Source organism: Echinicola sediminis, assembly GCF_054777495.1.
In genome coordinates, this window is the sequence record NZ_BAAHAP010000059.1 from 15502 (window position 1) to 34297 (window position 18796).

Sequence of the window (18796 nt, forward strand, 5' to 3'; positions counted from 1 at the left end):
GAACTTTGCTTCAAACCTATTAAACCCATTTTTTGAAAGAAAGGACTGCCGGAATGATTCTATAATCTATTGAGATTAACTTGTCATATGTTTAATACATGGCTTACATCAATGAATTCTTTGTACGGTTTCTTTGTGCAGGTAAAGGTTATAATTGTTTATAAAGCCGGTATAAACCCGGCAATTCAGTCCCCTTTTCAAAATGTCCAATTCTCTGAATCTATTAACTAAAGACGATGTGAACTGATTGCCGGGATTTATTTTGCACTTGAATAACCGCTTGTGTAGAATTTACAATCCCGTGGAAACTGTTTTTGCTCCCCGCTGGGCGGTCAATTCTTTTCTTACATTCAAACGTCTGTAAGCCCCCATAGGGTCTATGGCACCTTCGGCCTGAAGCCTTGCTTCTGCCAATAAAGGCCTTACATCGGTTCTGTACGCTCCCTGAAGAATCTCCTGGGCCAATGAAGGGTCATTGTTTTCCCTCGCTTCTTCCAAGGCGGTCCTGTCCACCAGCATGGCCTGCGCATAGGCCAGGTTGATCGCTTCCAGAGACTGCAACAGGTCTTCCAATGGGTCTTTCAGGTTATGGCTGGCATCGATCATCCAGGCAGGGTAGGGATTGTTGGAAGAAGGATCTTCCATCCCGTCCACCAGTTCGTTGAAAATCAGGAACAGCTGATAGGGTTTCAAAGAACCTACGGTCACATCATCATCCCCATACTTGGAATCATTGAAATGGAAACCGCCCAGTTTGCCCACCATCATCAGGGTGGCCACGATCTGCTCGATATTGGTATTGGGCAGGTGATGGCCAAGGTCCACCAAACTATACGCCCGGTCCCCCAGCTTGTCGGCCAGCATATGGGAAGAACCCCAATCCTGGATCACTGTGGAGTAGAAGTTGGGCTCATAAGGCTTGTATTCCACAAACATCTTCCAATCGGAGGGCATCCCCGCATAGATTTCCTGAAGGGACTCCAAAGTCCGCTGGAAGGCTTTTTTGAAGTTCAACTGCCCCGGAAAAGATGACCCGTCGGCCAACCATACCGTCAAGGACTTGGAGCCCAAAGCATCCCCGTACTTGATCACTTCCAGGTTATGGTCTATGGCCTGCTGCCGTACCGCCTTGTCCACATGGCAAAGAGAGCCAAATTTATAGGACAGCTTTTGGTCCGGCTGGTCCTGGAAGGTATTGGAGTTTACCGCATCAAAGGCCAGCCCGTGGGAGGCCGCCAGTTGTTTGATGGCATTTACATCAGTAGGAATATCCCAGGGGATGTGCAGGGATATGGCCCCGGCCGATCGGCTCAGCTGATGGAGCAGGCCTACATCGGCGATTTTATCTTCCAAAGTGCCCGGTTCCCCACCGCCTGAAAAACGGCCAAAGCGGGTACCACCGGTCCCCAAGGCCCAGCTGGGCACTGCCACCTGGAAATCCCTGAGCTTTTCAACAATGCTGTTGACATCTATCTGCTTCCGTCCGAGGACTTTGCTCAAATGATCAAAACTCTCCCGGTGTTCCGAGAGAGCCTGATCATTCAGCTGTTTTATCTTTTGCTGATCTATCCGCATAATTATCTTACAAAGGCAGCAGCTACACCGCCGTCCACATTGAGAATATTACCTGTACTCTTGCTCAAGTCTCCGCCCACAAAGGCAAATACACCATTGGCAATATCATCCACCCCGATGATCTCGTTCATGATGGTTCTCTTCGCATAGAAAGCCGGCAGTTCTTCCACATTGATGCCGTAGGCCTTGGCTCTTCCTTTTGCCCATTCGCCTTCCCAGATCTTGCTTCCTTCGATCACCGCATCAGGGTTCACCACATTGACACGGATCTTGTCTTTGCCAAGTTCAGCGGCCAAAAGACGGCTCATATGCACCTGCGCAGCTTTTGCCGTACCGTAGCCTACGTTGTTAGGTCCGGAAACAAGCGCGTTCTTGCTGGCGATGTTCACGATGTCACCTCCCAGGTTTTGGGCCCTTAGTACCTCAACGCCTGCTTTGGAAACGGCAAACTGGCCTTTCACCAGGATGTCCTGCAACAGGTCCCAGTCTTGCTCAGAAGTCTGCTCGATCGGCTTGGAAATGGCCAGTCCGGCACAGTTGACAATGATGTCCACACCGCCGAATTTCAGGGCCGCTTCTTTATAAGCCTTCACAATATCGTCCCCTTTGGTCACGTCCATCACCGCACCTGCCCCTACGTCTTTGGAGTAGGTAGCCACCGCTTCGTCCAGACGGTCCTGGTTGATATCGGTGATAAATACACAGGCGCCTTCCTTGGCCAGTTTATCAGCAATGGCCTTGCCGATACCTCCTGCACCACCGGTCACCAAAGCCACTTTTCTGGACAATGGCTGCTCCTTGGGCATCCTTTGCAGCTTGGCTTCTTCCAACAACCAGTACTCGATATCGAATGCTTCCTGCAATGGCAGGGCAACATATTCTGACACCGCTTCAGCACCGCGCATCACATTGATGGCGTTGATGTAGAATTCGCTGGCCACACGGGCGGTCTGCTTGTTTTTGGCATAGGTGAACATTCCCACACCCGGCCAGATGATCACCACAGGATTGGCATCACGGATGGCAGGGCTATTGTCACGCTTATGGTCTTCGTAATATTTGGTATAGTAAGCTCTGTATTCTTCAAAGTCTTTCACCAGCTTGGATTTGATCTCCTCGGCATTGCCCAGGTCGATATCCGCAGGGAAGTCCAGTACCAAAGGACGGATTTTGGTCCTCAGGAAGTGGTCAGGGCAGCTGGTTCCCAACGGGGCCAGTTTTTCCAGATCATGGCTGTTGGCAAACTGCAATACCCGCTCATCATCGGTAAAGTGGCCTACCATCCTGTTGGAACCGGAGGCCAGACCTCTCAACACAGGGGCAATAATGGCCGCTTGGTCCTTACGTGCCTCAGGAGCCAAAGATTCAATCTTCTGGCCACCGAACACGGGACGCTTCTTGCCGTAATTGTCTTCCAGGTATTGGGAAGCTTTGTCGATTACTTCCAAGCTGTTGATATAGCACTCATAGGCAGTGTCTCCCCAGGTGAACAAACCGTGTCCGCCCAGCATGATACCGCGGATACCGGGGTTGTCGGCCAAGGCTTTCTCCAGCTGCAGGGCCAGGTCAAAGCCGGGCTTTTGCCAGGGCACCCAGGCGATCTGTCCTTCAAAAAGGTCCTGTGTGATCTGCTCACCGTCTTTGGAAGCCGCTATCGCAATGGCCGCATCCGGATGAAGGTGGTCGATATGCTTAAAGGGAAGGAATGCGTGCAAAGGCGTATCGATGGACGGTGCCTTGGAGTCAAGATCGTAGATACAGTGGTTAAACAGTCCCACCATCTCATCTTCAAACTCCAAACCTCTGTATACATTTTTAAGGGCATGCAACTTCTCCAAATACAGGCCCGCCAGTCCGCTCTTGGTCAAAGTACCGATGTCCCCGCCTGATCCTTTTACCCACATCACTTCCGTTTCCTTTTTGGTCAGTGGATCGGTCTCGGTGGTCTTACAGCTGGTATTTCCACCGCCGTAATTGGTGATCCTTAGATCGGATCCAAGGATGTTTGACCGATAGATCAAAAGGGCTACCTCATCCCCCTCCAGTTCCTGGGCCTTCTGCTCGTCCCATAGGTAGTTTACATGCTTAAATGTACGTTCTGCTGTGCTCATTATGATTGATTTTTTTGATTGCAGGTTAATAACTACTTTACCAAAAGTACCAGAAAGACAAATGAAACGCATCCTGTTTCGTATGGCGTCAAGCCCTAATACAATTCATCTTCAAAAGTTTGAAATATCTTTGACAGAAAAATTAAAAAGTAACATAAACAATTTGACCATAATCAAAAGCGTAAATACAAATCCAAATTCCGTTTAACTCAGTACAGATGGAATACCTCCTGTAAGACTACCGAAACAGGGCTATTATCAGCATTGGTTTCCATAAGTTCGCTCATATGGTCCCACCATTTCCTACATATGGCTGTTTTAGCAATAGACTCCCACTGCTCTTCGGAAGATATCTCTGCATATCCGAACAAATAATTGGTTTCCTTGTCATGAAAAATACTGTAGTTGCTGACTCCATGGCTTTTTAACACCTGCTTTAATTCCTCCCAAATGGGATTATGTCTGCGTACATATTCTTCCAGTTGTCCTGAATACAACTTCATTTTAAATGCTTTTCTAAACATATTTATTTCATTTAATTGCCCACCAATCATGAGGATGAGGTTATTTTCTAAATGCCTTTGCTTTATTGGTTAATTCTTGGACCAATTGAGGATGAGCGGCACTGATTTCTCTTTGTTCATAGGGATCTTCAAAGATGTCAAAAAGCTCTATCCTTTCACCTGGCTTATTTTTCTCGTTAGGCACGATTAATTTATAGGGCTTCTGATAGACTATATTATAGAAAAGATCATCTTCAGTGGAATAAAAATCATGATCATAAATCTCACCATAAATATTTTCCCTATGCTCAACGGCCTGTTGGTCTAAGAAATTAATACCTTCCATTTCGTTTGGTTTATCAATATCCAACAGATTTAAAATGGTAGGAACAATATCAATACTGCTTACTAAAGAAGAGGTGTCCATAACTGGGGTAATTTGACCTTTCCATTTGATCATGATAGGGGTTCTCATTCCCAAATCATAAGGAGCCCTTTTGGATACCTTGTCATAGCCGGAATCCCCCTCGTTCTGTACCCATCCATTATCACAAACATAAACGAAAATAGTATTTTCCGTAAGCTCCTTTTGATCGATATAATCCATTAATTGTCCACATGTGCTGTCAAACCATTCGCACATGGCCCAGTATTTGGCAACATAGGTTGAAGAAGTTTTGCCAAGGTATTTTTGATACAAGCTATCCGGTGGGGTATGTGGCCCATGCGGCATCATCGGCGCATACCACATGAAAAATGGCTTTTCTTTCTCTAGGGCATAATCGATATAGCTAAATACTGAATCCATGCCATTTCTTCCAATCTTTAACCCTTCATCTCCATGTCTTCCACCTCGAGTGATATCCCCATGGGTCATTCCCCGATCAAATCCGCCATTCTTAAAGTTGCCTATCCACCATTTACCTGTTTGAAATGATAGATATCCTTTAGGTTTTAACAAATCGGGCAAGGTTTCCAACTTTTTAAATTCATTGATTAATGGCTTAAAGTTTTCTCCTCTGACTTCCTTCCTTTTAGCAGGATCATCGGTAGGCAATATTCTATCATTCCCCAATATACCGTTCTGTTTAGGATAAAGTCCCGTAATCAAAGAAGCCAGGGAAGGAGAACATAATGATGTCGGCACATAACCTCTGGTGAACGTACGGCCCTCTTCTGCCAACCTATCGATATTGGGCGTTTCAATTTGTTCATGCCCCATAAAACTGTAGTCTGTCCAGGCTTGGTCATCGGATAATATTAATACGATATTCGGCAACTTCTGATCTGTCTCTTTTTTCTGCTCAGCAGTAGCTTTCTTTTCATTACAGGATGCAAGGCTACCTAATACCGTCATTAAACTGAATAATGCTATGGTTCTTTTCATACTTGTTTTATTTATTAGTTAAGGATTGATCATCCTCTGTTCGAGTTTCAAAACCGTCTCCGCACAGTGGTCGGGAAATGCACTGCGAGAGGTCAACAATTTTTTAAATATTAAAAAGCTGAAGGGCAGACATCAGTCCGCCCTCATTACCACCTAGTCCCCTTATGCTTCGACAGGCTCAGCAACCAAAGGGAGCTCCTCCGCACGTTGAACACCTTGTTTATGGCAGGCGCGAGCGGGATTTTGGCAGTAGGCGCCGTAGCAGCCTCTGTATTCCGGGATTGCCTGCCCCATTAGAAAACCAGGTAAATCCCTATTCCATACTATAGTTAATTTGGTAAACACCTGGTCCAACCTCAAAGTGGAGTTCATTTCGGGATTCCGATACCTCCACGGTATAATTATCCTTTGCAAAACCACCGTTTACGAAAAGTCCATCTACATTGCTTATGGGCAGTTCTATTTTTGCGGCGGTATTAGGTGGAACAGTGGCATGCAGAGTTAATTCATTTCCTATTATTTCCCAAGCACTTTTGACCTCTCCATAGATGGTATTTACAGAGGCAGCAGCTGAACTAAGCGGATCATGTGGAAAAGGAGCTATCCTTATTTTTTTATAGCCTGCCTCCAATGGAGAAATACCGGCAATCCTTTCGTACATCCACTGGCCAATAGCCCCATAGGCATAATGGTTTAGGCTGTTCATCCGCTGAGGATTAAATCCTTCTTCCTTGCTATAACTATTCCAGCGCTCCCAGATGGTGGTAGCTCCCTGGTTAATGGAATAAAACCAAGAAGGATAGGTTTCATTGAATAGCAGTTGATACATTAATTCAGTTTCGCCTATTTCATCCAGCACTTTGGCCAATAAAGGTGTTCCTAAAAAACCTGTCCGAAGATGATCGTCTGCCTCGTTTATCTTTGCCACCAAGTTCTTCCCTGCCTTTTCTTTTTTAGCTTCAGGCAATAGATCAAAAGCCAAGGCCAATAAATAGGCGGTCTGTGTGGGCATAACGCCAACAACCTGCCCATCGGAATCAAAGAATTGCTGATCAAATGCTTGGCCTACCTTCTGGTACAATTCCCAATATTCTTTGCTTTCATTGGTTTTTCCCAAAGCCTGGGCAGTCTGGGCAGTAAGTTTCGCAGAATAGGCAAAAAAAGCTGTTCCTATCAATGCTGGAGATGTATCCCCTCTGTTATCACCTGTTTCTGGGTATGGCTGAAGCCAGTCAGCAAAGGAATTCATGTTTGAAATAAAACTTTCGGCATTCATTTGGTGATGAGCTACCCACTTTTTCATCATTTCATAATTATCCTCTAAGATGGATTTGTCTCCCGTGTATCGGTACATTTCCCAAGGGATTATCGTGCATACATCTCCCCAGCCAGAACTTACCTTATTATTCTTAAGGACATCCGGAACTACAAAGGGAATTCCACCATTTTCATATTGAGATTCTCGGACACTTTGTAACCAACTGGCCCAAAATGGATATACCTCAGCATTAAACAATGAGGTTGGTCCAAATACCTGAGCATCTCCCGTCCAGCCCAATCGTTCATCACGCTGGGGGCAATCGGTAGGTACGTCAAAGAAATTCCCCCTCAGCCCCCAAACGATATTACTTTGCAACTGATTAAGTTTTTCATGGGATGATGAAAAGCTTCCATTTGACTCAAAATCTGAATATTGAACCACTCCCCGCATCCAATTTTCTGAAGGTGACTTGCTCTGGTCGAATCCGCTTAACTCGACAAATCGAAATCCATGGAAAGTGAATTTAGGCATCCAATCTATCACCCCCGATTCCTTGGCTATATAATAGTCTGTTGATAATGCTCCTCTATAATTTTCCGTATAAAAAGCCCCATCAGGACTGAGCATTTCAGCAAACCTCACCCTTAAGGTATCCCCCTTCTTCATAGGTACCTTAAGATGTGGCACTCCGACCATATTTTGACCTAAATCATAAACTGTTGTATTATCTTTTGACTTTACTTCTTTGGGACTTAGGTAGATTTTTGGTTTTACGGAGTGGTGGCGTTTGGGTTCCAAACGGACCTTTGGATCAATAGCCTCTGACTGCACTTTCCTCCAAGTTTGATCATCATATCCATTTGTACTCCATTGACCTAGTTCATAATGGGCATCGTATACTTCCCCATCATAAATCTCGGCCGTTCTAATGGGCCCATTAGTGGTACCTTTCCAGCTCTCATCAGTGGTAATGACAGACTGGGATCCATCCTGGTGGACCACTTCCAGTTGGCACAGAACTTTGGGAGATGGTGTATCCTTCCAGAATGACCTTTCCCAACCTAATCTACCCGAATACCATCCTGCAGCCAATTCGACCCCAATGGTATTCTGTCCTTCCCTTATAGCATCTGCCACATCATACGTAAGGGTTTCTATACGTTCAGCATACGGGGTCCATCCTGGAGGCATAACATCATCACTAACATCTTGCCCGTTAATGTGAACATCAAACACCCCCTTGGCAGTTATATAAAGTCTCGCCCGAATAATATCAGAGGGCAGTTCAAAACTTTTTCGAAGATATTGTGGTCGATGAATAATATTATCCTTCGTCCCCAATACCCCCTCATCGGCTGTAGGAAGGCCAATCCATTCCCCCGTCCAATCGGAATTATTCAATAAGCCCAATTCAAAAGTATTGATATCGCTCCATGCTGATGGCGAATCATCCTGGTTCCAATTCATCACCTGCCAAAATACTTTTTGTCTTGAACCCAATGGCGCTCCAGCATAGTCTATCCAAGCCGATTGTTCACTGGAAACTTTTTTGGAATCCCACAAATCTGCTTTATCCGGTAATAATTCTGGACTGCTGGCTACAACAATCCGGTAAGCACTCTGACTATTTAAATCTTCAGCTACCGGAAGCTGCCAAGAAAAAGTAGGCTTGGGGTCATAAAAACCTAAAGGATTAACAAATCCCTCCGAAACAGTCAAGCTACCTGGTTTTGTCACCGATTCTTTTTTACAGGCAATTAAAACAGAGAGGATTAGTAACCCCCACAAAAAAATCGGTGTATGCTTATTTACCATGGAAATGATCTTTATTCTTTTCAGACTTTATCTTATACCTATTGGCCTATCACCACTTTCCTCCACCTTGCTCCCTACTAAGTGCCTTGGCCAAAATCACCTCAATTATTTAGATTCTCCTTTATTGATTAAATCCATCATGATGGATATGAGGTTTAGTAATATGTAGGGTACTGATTGGCCCTAAATCAAATATATAGGGAATTCCACTTTTTTGTATCCTGTATTGGTCTAGGTGACAGGCGGCTAATAATCAACTACTTCCTAGCCACAGAAAGTAAAGCAGTTCATAAGCTCTTTATAAACCTCTTTTATACCTTTTCGTGTCTCTTCGAGATTAAGCTATCCCCCGACCAGTCCATAATAATTGAAAAAATGACTAAAACCAATTCCTACCTCCCTCTTACAATCCCTTATATTGTTAGGACACCTTTTTCACAAAATCCAGATTTATGACAATTACACCCAAAAACCTCCTTCCCCAAGCAAGGTTTTGGGAAAGGAGATGGGCATAAAATCAAACGCACAATCTATTCTGTATAAGGTACAGTACCGGTTTCATCCAAAGGATATCCCCATTTTTTGACATATTCCATGCCAGGCAGGAATTTATCACCTGTTGCTTGCAATCTATCTATCAAACGCTGGTCCAATTCAGACTGAAGCACTTTATATTTGGGGTTGTTTACAAGATTATTCAATTGATAAGGATCCTTTTTATTGTCAAACAACATCCAAGGTCCATCTAAATCTTTAACGTAAGTATACCGACTCGTTTTTAATCCCCGGTACTCTCTGGCCCCATGTTGCACTTTATTCCATTGGCCAAATGGCTGCACGCAGGTGATCAAGGTCTCTTGACCAAGTTTTTCTTTCCCTTTAAGGTGAGGAGTATAATCAATTCCTTCTACTGTTCGGGGAATATTAATACCGCACAATCCTAAAAGGGTTGGCATAATATCCTCAGAATTCATTATTGCTTCATTTTCTCTAACTTTTATCCCCATGGTTGGTGGTAATTTAAACAGCATAGGAACCCTAATTGACTCCTCAAAGGGCTGCTGCTTTTTATAGGCCCCATGTGATCCAAGCAAATCCCCATGATCAGACGTAAATACAATGATCGTATTTTCAAACTGTCTATTTTCCTTTAAACCACTTATAAGCTTACCTATCATATCATCAATGGCAGCGATGTGCGCATAATAGCCTGCCAAGTCTTTCCTTACTTGTTCCCGTAGGCTATCAGGTACATTTTCCCTAAGCTCAATTTTTGCTGGATCAAACCTTTTTCTGTATGACTCGGGGGCCGTATGATACGGTGCGTGCGGTGTACCATATGACAAGACCATCAAAAAAGGATCAGAATGTATTTTAGCCTGTTTTAAATAATCCAAAGCTGCATCCGTTTGCTCAAAGGTATCGTACCCCTGCCAAACTTTCCTTTGACGATCTTCATTGTCATAGTAAACAGAATGGTTATAATTATGCGTACATTCATTGGCCTTCCAAAACTGAAAACCCTGCCTTCGGGATCCAGGGGGCACATTATGCAATCTTCCATGACCATCTAGATGCCATTTACCAATATACGCCGTTTGATATCCTTCTTTACCAAAGACCTTTCCGATGGTTACTGCATTGGTATCAAGCTGTACATCGTTCATGAATACCCCATGAGTCAATGGGCGCTGTCCTGTAAGGAGAGAGGCTCTGAATGGGGAACAAACCGGCATTCCTGACACCGCATTGCGGAAATTAACGCTTACTGCTTCCAAAGCGTCCAAATGCGGCGTCTGTATATTGGGGTCTCCTGCATAGCCTGTTGCTTGGGCCCGCCATTGATCAGTTAAAATTATCAAAACATTAGGCCGCTTTTTTATGCCTTGAAAAGAAGCGTCTTTCTTTTTGAAAGAACTTAGGGACAAGGCTACAATAAGCAAGCATCCCACCAGCAAAAATGGTCTAAATAACATATAAAGTTTATGTTTAATTGGTTCCATTTATTAATAGCCAGGATTTTGAGGCAATAAATTAGGGCTAACTTCTAATTCTCGGACAGGAATTGGGTAAAGTAACTCCTCAGCTGTTATTACATAAGATTCTGGTTCAATACCAACAATGTCTGATGAAGGCATCGTTGGGTTAGCAAGTTCTTCAGCTCCGTGCGCAGTAATTACTTCAATAGCTTTACCGGTTCTAACCAAATCAAACCAACGGTGATTTTCGAAGGCAAGCTCAACTCTTCTTTCTTGTGCAATGGCCGCCCTAAAAGAGGCCTGATCTGGTAAATCTAAAGGAGTTAACACCGGTAAGCCTGCGCGTACCCTCACCATGTTTAACAATTCAAATGGTTTTCCTATTTGATATCCTTGTTCATTGATCACCTCAGCCTGCATCAGTAGAACATCTGCATATCTATAAAGGGGCCAGTTATCAGGTGTCCTGGCAAAATCAGGATCTGCATCGTGATCGTACTTTTTAATATACCAAACAGGACTTGGGTTTCTGTCAAAAAATGCAATGGACACATCTTTTCTTAAATCATTGGGCTCATAGGCATTAACAATACTGTTTGTCGGAATATTTCTCCCCCCCCCACCATCAGGACCTACTACCACAATCCCTCTGGAACCTATTGGAGCAAAGCTGTATATAAAGCTACTGGACTCTCCTTCAGAACCTTCCTTGAACTGCACTTCAAAAATTGATTCTACATGGTTCTTATTGGAAGGATCAAATACATCCGCATACTGTGTCAATAAGCCGTATTGATTGGATTCAATTATATCATTCAGCTGAATTTCCGCATTGGCATAATCCTTTACTGTTAAATAAACCTTGGCCAATAACATTCTAGCAGCACCTTTTGTTACCCTTCCTTTTTCACTACTTGGAAAAGCATCCGGGAGCACCGATAGGGCAAAATTAGCATCTGAAATAATGGCCTTATAAACTTCTTCGGAAGAGGTTCTGGTGATTGCAAAAGCTTGCTCGGCAGAGGTTATGGGTTCCAAGACCAAGGGGGTATCTCCCCAATAACGTACTGCAACAAAATGGAAATAAGCTCTTAAAAACTTAAGTTCCGCTTCAGTGCGTTTGGCAAATTCCTCATCAAGGTCCGCTCCCGCTAAAAAAAATAAAGTGAAGTTGATATCTTTGATTGCATCATATATTAAATTCCAAGCATTTCTAACTGCATTTGCTCCAGAATCCATTGTAAATTGATCTATGAAGTTTAGCTGGGGACCACCACCAAGCTGACCTCCATCAAGCAGCTGGTCGGGCATGGTATTATCAGATCTAGTTTCTTCGAGTATATAAGCACTCTCTACATACTTTTGTAGGGCAGAATATACTGCTATGGTTGCTTGTTCAAATTCAGCTTCAGTTCTATAAAAATTTCCGTCCGTTTGAAAATGTTTAGGAGGGACATTTAAAAAAGTTTCATCACAACCAGTTATTGAAAGTACGATAACAAGAAATAAAACATTTCTTAACTTTGATATGGAATTATATATTTTCATTGTTTCCTTTTTTTAAAATTTAATGTTTGCACCCAATGAAAACGTTCTATTCGTAGGATACCCAAATTCATCTATACCTAATTGTTGTACATTGTTCCCAAAACGACTTACTTGAGGATTCCAACCACTGTAACTTGAAAATTTGGCCGCATTTTGTACACTTAAAAACAATTTCATTTCAGATAAGAAATTAATTTTATCTAAAGCTGACTGCTGTAGGTTATAGCCAAATGTTATATTTTTTATCCATAAGTGGTCTCCTTTTTCAAGCCAATGAGTACCGGCCTGATGCGTGTTACGAAAATGAATTCCCGGGATTAAACCATCCCCAGGCTCATCAGGAGAAATAAATCTGTTTAAGAATTTAGAACTTACATTCCAACGCCCTTTTGCATTATAGAGAACTTCATTTGCCTGTGGCAAGATGTCATATCCAAACATACCTGTTGCCAAAATGGATAATGAAAAACTCTTATAGTTTAACACGTTGTTAAATCCTAATATCACTTTAGGATGGGGATTTCCTATAGCTGTTTGATCTAAACCATCTATAGTGCCATCCTCATTTACATCTCTAAAAATATATGCTCCAAAGTCTCTTGATCCGGGAGCAGCTCCTAATTTAGGGTCATCTAGTTGCTCTTTCGTTGTAAATATCCCCTCAACCACCCAACCTCTAAGCATACCAACGGGCAATCCCACTTTGGTAACATTAAAACTTGAATTGATTACTGAAATTTCATCTGGTAAAGCTGTAACCTCATTCCTTAAGAAGGATAAATTCAAATTACTATTCCAAGAAAACCTACTATTGCTATAAACATTACCCCCCAACTCAATGTCCACACCTGTATTTTCCATTTCTCCTACATTGGTTCTGGTTGATCCGAAACCGGATACACTAGGAATTGATAAGTTAAAGAGCATGTCTTTCGTTGCTTTCTTAAAATAACTTACATTTAAAGTTAAAGCGTTATTTAGTAAGCCCATTTCTACTCCAATATCAAGTTGGGAACTTGTCTCCCATTTTAAGCTACTGGAAGGGAGTGACACCAAAGACTTGCCAATCACCACATTATCATTTAACACGTAGTTAAAGTTTTGATTGAGGATATTTATATTGGGAATCGAGATCACATTTCCGTAGCGATCAAAATCTCCTATGGCTGAATTCCCTGTAATTCCATAACTACCTCTTAACTTCAACTCACTGATCCCCATATCTTTGGGAAAAAAGTCCTCCTCTGACAGTCTCCAACCCAATGAAGCGGAAGGGAAATTTCCATACTTATTATTATCCCCAAACCTAGAAGATCCTTCTCTTCTAAAATTTAACTCGAATAAATATTTTGACTTATAGTCATATCCTAATCTTGCAAAATAAGCTGCCAAAGACCAATTACTGCCATCTGTAACTTCAGCGCTTATTTCTGACGCCTCCAGATAATTTAAAATTTCATCACTTGGAAATCCTTTACCGTTTACACTTGTAATCTCTCCGGTTTGTTTCTGGGCTGTATATCCAACCAAAACATTAATGGAGTGATCACCAAGGTACTTTTCATAGGTCAATAAGTTATCAATACCCCAGTTGGTGATATCACTTTTGGTATTGGTTCCTGAGTTCACAAACGGAGGAGCCCCAGGGGATAGATCAGCGGCACTACCAATTCTGAACTGTCCTAAAGTGGAAGGGATAAAAGTATTTTGTTCTACCGTCAAGACTCTTCCATAAATTTGAGGCTTAAAATGTAAGCCTGGTAACAGGGTCATATCCAGGTTTACGCTGGCATTGATATCACGTTGAATAGTGTTATTTGTACGTTCTTTGGCCTCGAAAACAGGATTTGTTCTCGCAAAGTAACCTGGAGAATCAGCGGGTATATAAGGTATTAGTTTACCATTTTCATCATATGGGGATTTTAAAGGACTTGAGGTGACCGCTTGCATGATTATTCCTCTAGAGCCATCTTCTGGCAACTGATCATTCTCAGAAAAAGAAACCGCTACATTAGAACCTACCTTCAACCAATCTTTAACATTGGCATCTAGATTGGTTCTTAAGGAATATCGCTCAAAACCGCTATTGATAAGCACTCCTTCTTGCTGTAAATAACCAGCGGAAACAGCCCCCCTGAACTTACTATTGCCTCCCCTAAAACTCACATTATGGTTTTGAAAGGCGGCATCTCGGAAAATATAATCCTGCCAATCTACCGTTTTCAAATTAGAATCATTTAGGGCATCAAGGTAAATTTGAGGAACAGGGGTATTGGATCCATTTCTTAAATTAATTTCATTAACCCTTTCCACATTATATTGGGCATATTGTCGGGCATTAAGCACTTGAGGTCGCCAAGCATCGGGAACGGATTGCACCCCAATCGAACCAGAATAGGTGACCTGGCTTTCCTGTTCTTGCCCTTTCAAAGTCTCAATCAAAATCACACCGTTAGAACCTCTTGCTCCATATATAGAAGTCGAGGCAGCATCCTTTAGAACAGTAATCTTTTCGATGTCTTTTGGATTAAGACTCTGCGGAATACCATTCCCAATGGGAAATCCATCGATAACCACCAGCGGCTGTGTTCCTGCATTGATAGAACTTATCCCCCGAACGCGAATGGAAGGAGCTTCACCTGGGCTGCCGGAATTTTCATTTACAATTACCCCGGAAACCCTTCCTTGCATGGCTTGACCTGCCGTGGCATTGGGCATATCCTCTGCTCCTTTAAGGTCAACTTCTGAAATTGCAGAGGTAATCTTTTTTTTACTCTTTGATCCATAACCAACCACTACCACTTCATCGAGAGCCGTACCATCAACCTCTAGGGTAATGTCAACATTAGTTTTCCCACTCAAGGGCACCTCTTGGCTGGCATAGCCTATGTAGGAAAATACCAACGTACTGTTAGGATCTGGAGCAGTAATGGAATAATGACCATCAAAATCTGTAACCGCCCCAACACTGGTTCCTTTGACCAAAACATTGACCAAAGGTAAAGGCTCTCCGTTATCTGAAGAGACTACCAAACCAGTAACTACTGTTTCTTGGGCAAATACAACAGTAGCTATTAAAAACAGCACGAAAACCGGAATGAATTTACTTGAAATCCATAGTAAAACATGTTTCATAAATTAGAATTATTAGGGTTAATAATGAGCTCCTTGCGGAGCTAGGGCATCAGAATTATATATTGAAAACTTATAAATTAACCCAATAACTCACATCCTGCATCGTACTGTGTAAAACAAAAAAACACAATCATCCACTAACAAAAAAACTACTATCGACTCCATTTACTAACATATTATGTCATACCTACCTGAGAGTCATAAAATAAAAGCACCCAGCATCCGAATAAAATACAGGTTGCTGAGTGCTGGAGTGGTTAGCAAACTTTTTCAAATTTCGGGATCATTAATTCATTCCCTAAACCAAGCATCAATAGACCGGACTGCCACACCCTAATTCGCTTTGCGATAAGACAATTTATACGAACCAGACCCTAGGACCAATTCACCATTATTCCTAATAACACCTTTATGCCCTCTCAGAAAATCATCTCCCTTTTCTCCATTGACTGTTAAAGTGGAGAATTCCTCCTCTGAAAGGGTCACTTTCGCTTTAGTATTGAAAGGAACGGTTAAACTCATGCTAAAATTAGCTCCTTCTATCTGCCAATTATTTCGAATCTCACCATATCGTGTGGGTATGGACACTTTTGTAAAAGTGATTTCTTCAGGGAATACCGGGTCAACCACAAATTCCTTATACCCCGGAGCATCATAGGAAGATTTTATACCTCCCAAGGACTCAAAAAAGTAAGCGGCAAACCCACTATGCATGGGATGGTTCAAGGAATTGGTCAGTCCGGGCATCTTATCCCATTCAAACTGCCGCTCGGGCCATGTAGTGAAACCATAATTCAGAATATAAGCTTGACTTGGGAAAGTTGGCGTGGTCAGAATTTTATAGGCCAGATCTGCATGCCCATACCTACTCAACACGGTATAAATGTAGCGATTGCCATGGATCCCTGTACTATGATGTCCCCCTTTCCGGACCTCAATATCGTAGACAAGTCCATTGACCACCGAGGTAATTTCATTGTCAGGGACCATCCCAAATTGCAGAGCCATTACAGTTGCGGTCTGGCTACCATACCATTTGTATTCGGTACCAGAAATAGCCTCCAAAAACTGGGCATTAAATGCGTCTTTCAGATCTTGCTGCTCTTTAGCTATCTGCGCTTGGTATACCTTATCCTTATTTATCTTGGCAAACCTTTCCATAATCCCTAGCACATCATAAAAATAAGCGTTGGCCGAAATCACCGGATGACATTCCATGGCTCCGGGATTTAACCTTCTGTCCCAACGAGGAGGACACCAGTCCCCCATTCCGTTCTGTACCACCCCCTTGTCATCTTTGAAAGTCAGGTAATAATTGGTGAGTACTTTCATTTCTTCATAATATTCCCTGACCATCGCTGTATCTCCATAATAGACATAATTATACCATGGCAAATACATCGTGGCCACCCCCCAGTCCAACTTTGCAATGGAAGATGTCCTTTTTCCGGGAGCGATCATCGTTGGTACCTGAAAAGTCTTTTCAGGTTGGTTTTCACCTGGCACAGGACGCATTTGGGTTCGGATATCCTCCATGTACTTTTTGTAAAAGTTGTTCAGTTCATAATTGTACAGTGCATATTCACAAAAAGCATGGGCATCTCCCAACCAACCGCATTTTTCACGGTGTGGGCAATCCTCAGGAATACCGTGGATATTGGCTTCAATCGTCCACTTACTTACCTCATGCATTTTGTTGATCAGTGGATCTGATGAACTAAAAAAACCCTTTTCTTCTATGTCTGTAGCCACCATGACCGCTTTAATCGTATGCCCGTTTGGTTTAGTTGAAAGCCCGGAAACCTCCACATACCGAAACCCATGGTAACTGAATTTAGGTTCCCAACTTTCTGATCCTCCCCCTTTGCAGATGTATTGATACAATTGCTTCATGCCATTGGCTCCGCCACCGGTGGCACCAGGATAGATATCCTTACCGTCTTGGGTCAGCGCCTCGGTGGCAATGACATTGATTACCGTCCCCTCCTCTTCAGTTACATTCAGTTTGATCCATCCGGCAATGTTTTGACCAAAATCAACAATCCAATTACCATTGCTTCCCTTAAATACCCGTTTCGGCCAGAATTCTTTCAATTTTTTAATTGCAGGAATTTGCTGGGCACTGATTTTTTCAACACTTGGCAGGACTTCTTTGACCTGTCCCCATCCGCTATCATCATAACCGGCTTCTGACCAATTTCCTAATTCATATCGCGCATCATAAGTGTCTCCCCCATAAATATTATCAAAAACAATAGGCCCCGTGGATTCCTTCCAACTACGATCACTTATCAGGGTTTCTTGGCTTCCATCTTCATAGCTGATCTTTATCAATACCCGGACTGCAGGAGGACCGTAAGATAGATTCCTTTCAGATTCAGGATCATTTTTCCAAGATATATCCTGGCCGTAAAAACCATTTCCCAGGATAATGCCCAGAGCGTTATCACCCTTCTTCAGCTTCCCGGATATATCATATCCGACATAATAAGCCTGTTTGTCGTAATTGGATGGGGCTGGGTCTAAAACATGATCGCCCACTTTATCACCATTCACATAAAACTCGTAATATCCCAGTCCACAGACATAGGCCTTGGCACTTTTGATGGTTTTGCTGGAACTGATCTCTTTTCTAAAATAAGCCACGGCCTGACTGGTCACCGGTACTGCCTCTTTCATTCCTCCGGTCTGATAATCACGGTACCGGTATTCGGACTTTCGCGTATCTTCCTTTAAGCTAATCCATTTCGCTCCTTCCCAGTTTTGATCCCCCATCAAGCCCATTTGAAAATTTTGGATTGAAGACCAAGCACTGGAGTTTCCATTTTCATCCCAGATCCTCACTTTCCACCAGTATTTTTGCTCCGCTTCAAGCTTTTTTCCCCGATAAGTTACATCAACCGATTGAGCTCCTGAAATTTTACCAGAATCCCACATATCAGCTACCCCCTCGGATAAGTACCTCTTCTCCGATGCTACCAAAACCTGAAAAGCAGTTTGCGCCCGGTCATACCCCCTTGCATCCATAATCCATGTAAAACGCGGCTGCTCGCTTTCGATACTGATAGGATGGGAAAGGGAATTGCAAGTAAGTGTTTCAAATTCCAGTGACTGTGCCATCAATTGGAACGGTATCCAACTAACAAGAAATACAAGCAGAAATTTTATATTTTTCATAAGTAAGCCTCCTTATTTTATATGATCCTTATTCGTAACACACCTACACCAATGAGATTTAAAAAAAGCGCCCACCAAAAACCTTCTGGTGGACGCCCTAACCCTATTACCACTAAATAATAAACCCCGTTTTTGCACTCGCAAAAGCTTATTACCCTATATCATTTAATAAACAAACCATTAAGAAAAAGAATGATATCTTTAAAACCCATTCTAAAAACGATATCCATTCCTTATTCCAATTCTTCCTTGGTTATTTTATCAAAAGATCATAAACAATATTACCCATTTTGAGGATAAAGACC

At 42.7% G+C, this 18796-nt stretch carries 9 protein-coding genes; all 9 read right to left on the bottom strand.

Going from position 1 to position 18796, the window contains the following annotated elements:
* Positions 1–291: 291 nt before the first annotated feature.
* On the bottom strand, positions 292–1575 hold the full coding sequence (locus tag ACYVAA_RS15005; protein WP_460543149.1) for a TIM barrel protein: 1284 nt from the start codon (positions 1573–1575) through the stop codon (positions 292–294).
* 2 nt (positions 1576–1577) lie between these two features.
* Positions 1578–3686, bottom strand: coding sequence for a bifunctional aldolase/short-chain dehydrogenase (locus ACYVAA_RS15010; RefSeq protein ID WP_460543151.1), 2109 nt, complete (start codon positions 3684–3686; stop codon positions 1578–1580).
* A 209-nt stretch (positions 3687–3895) separates the two neighbouring features.
* The gene (gene rhaM / locus ACYVAA_RS15015) at positions 3896–4210 is read right to left on the bottom strand and encodes an L-rhamnose mutarotase (RefSeq protein WP_460543153.1); all 315 of its coding nucleotides are present in this window, start codon (positions 4208–4210) and stop codon (positions 3896–3898) included.
* Positions 4211–4250: 40 nt separating this feature from the next.
* Positions 4251–5576 carry a sulfatase family protein gene (locus ACYVAA_RS15020; RefSeq protein WP_460543155.1) on the bottom strand — a complete coding sequence of 442 codons (1326 nt, stop codon included), beginning with the start codon at positions 5574–5576 and terminating at the stop codon, positions 4251–4253.
* A gap of 313 nt (positions 5577–5889) precedes the next feature.
* Positions 5890–8556 carry a family 78 glycoside hydrolase catalytic domain gene (locus ACYVAA_RS15025; protein ID WP_460543157.1) on the bottom strand — a complete coding sequence of 889 codons (2667 nt, stop codon included), beginning with the start codon at positions 8554–8556 and terminating at the stop codon, positions 5890–5892.
* A 626-nt stretch (positions 8557–9182) separates the two neighbouring features.
* Positions 9183–10628 (bottom strand): sulfatase family protein, encoded by a 1446-nt coding sequence (locus ACYVAA_RS15030; RefSeq protein ID WP_460543159.1) that lies wholly within the window; start codon positions 10626–10628, stop codon positions 9183–9185.
* Between the two features lie 30 nt (positions 10629–10658).
* Positions 10659–12179 (bottom strand): RagB/SusD family nutrient uptake outer membrane protein, encoded by a 1521-nt coding sequence (locus tag ACYVAA_RS15035; RefSeq protein WP_460543161.1) that lies wholly within the window; start codon positions 12177–12179, stop codon positions 10659–10661.
* Positions 12180–12191: 12 nt separating this feature from the next.
* Positions 12192–15314 carry a SusC/RagA family TonB-linked outer membrane protein gene (locus tag ACYVAA_RS15040; protein ID WP_460543163.1) on the bottom strand — a complete coding sequence of 1041 codons (3123 nt, stop codon included), beginning with the start codon at positions 15312–15314 and terminating at the stop codon, positions 12192–12194.
* 333 nt (positions 15315–15647) lie between these two features.
* Positions 15648–18491 (bottom strand): family 78 glycoside hydrolase catalytic domain, encoded by a 2844-nt coding sequence (locus ACYVAA_RS15045; protein WP_460543165.1) that lies wholly within the window; start codon positions 18489–18491, stop codon positions 15648–15650.
* Between the last annotated feature and the right edge of the window lie 305 nt (positions 18492–18796).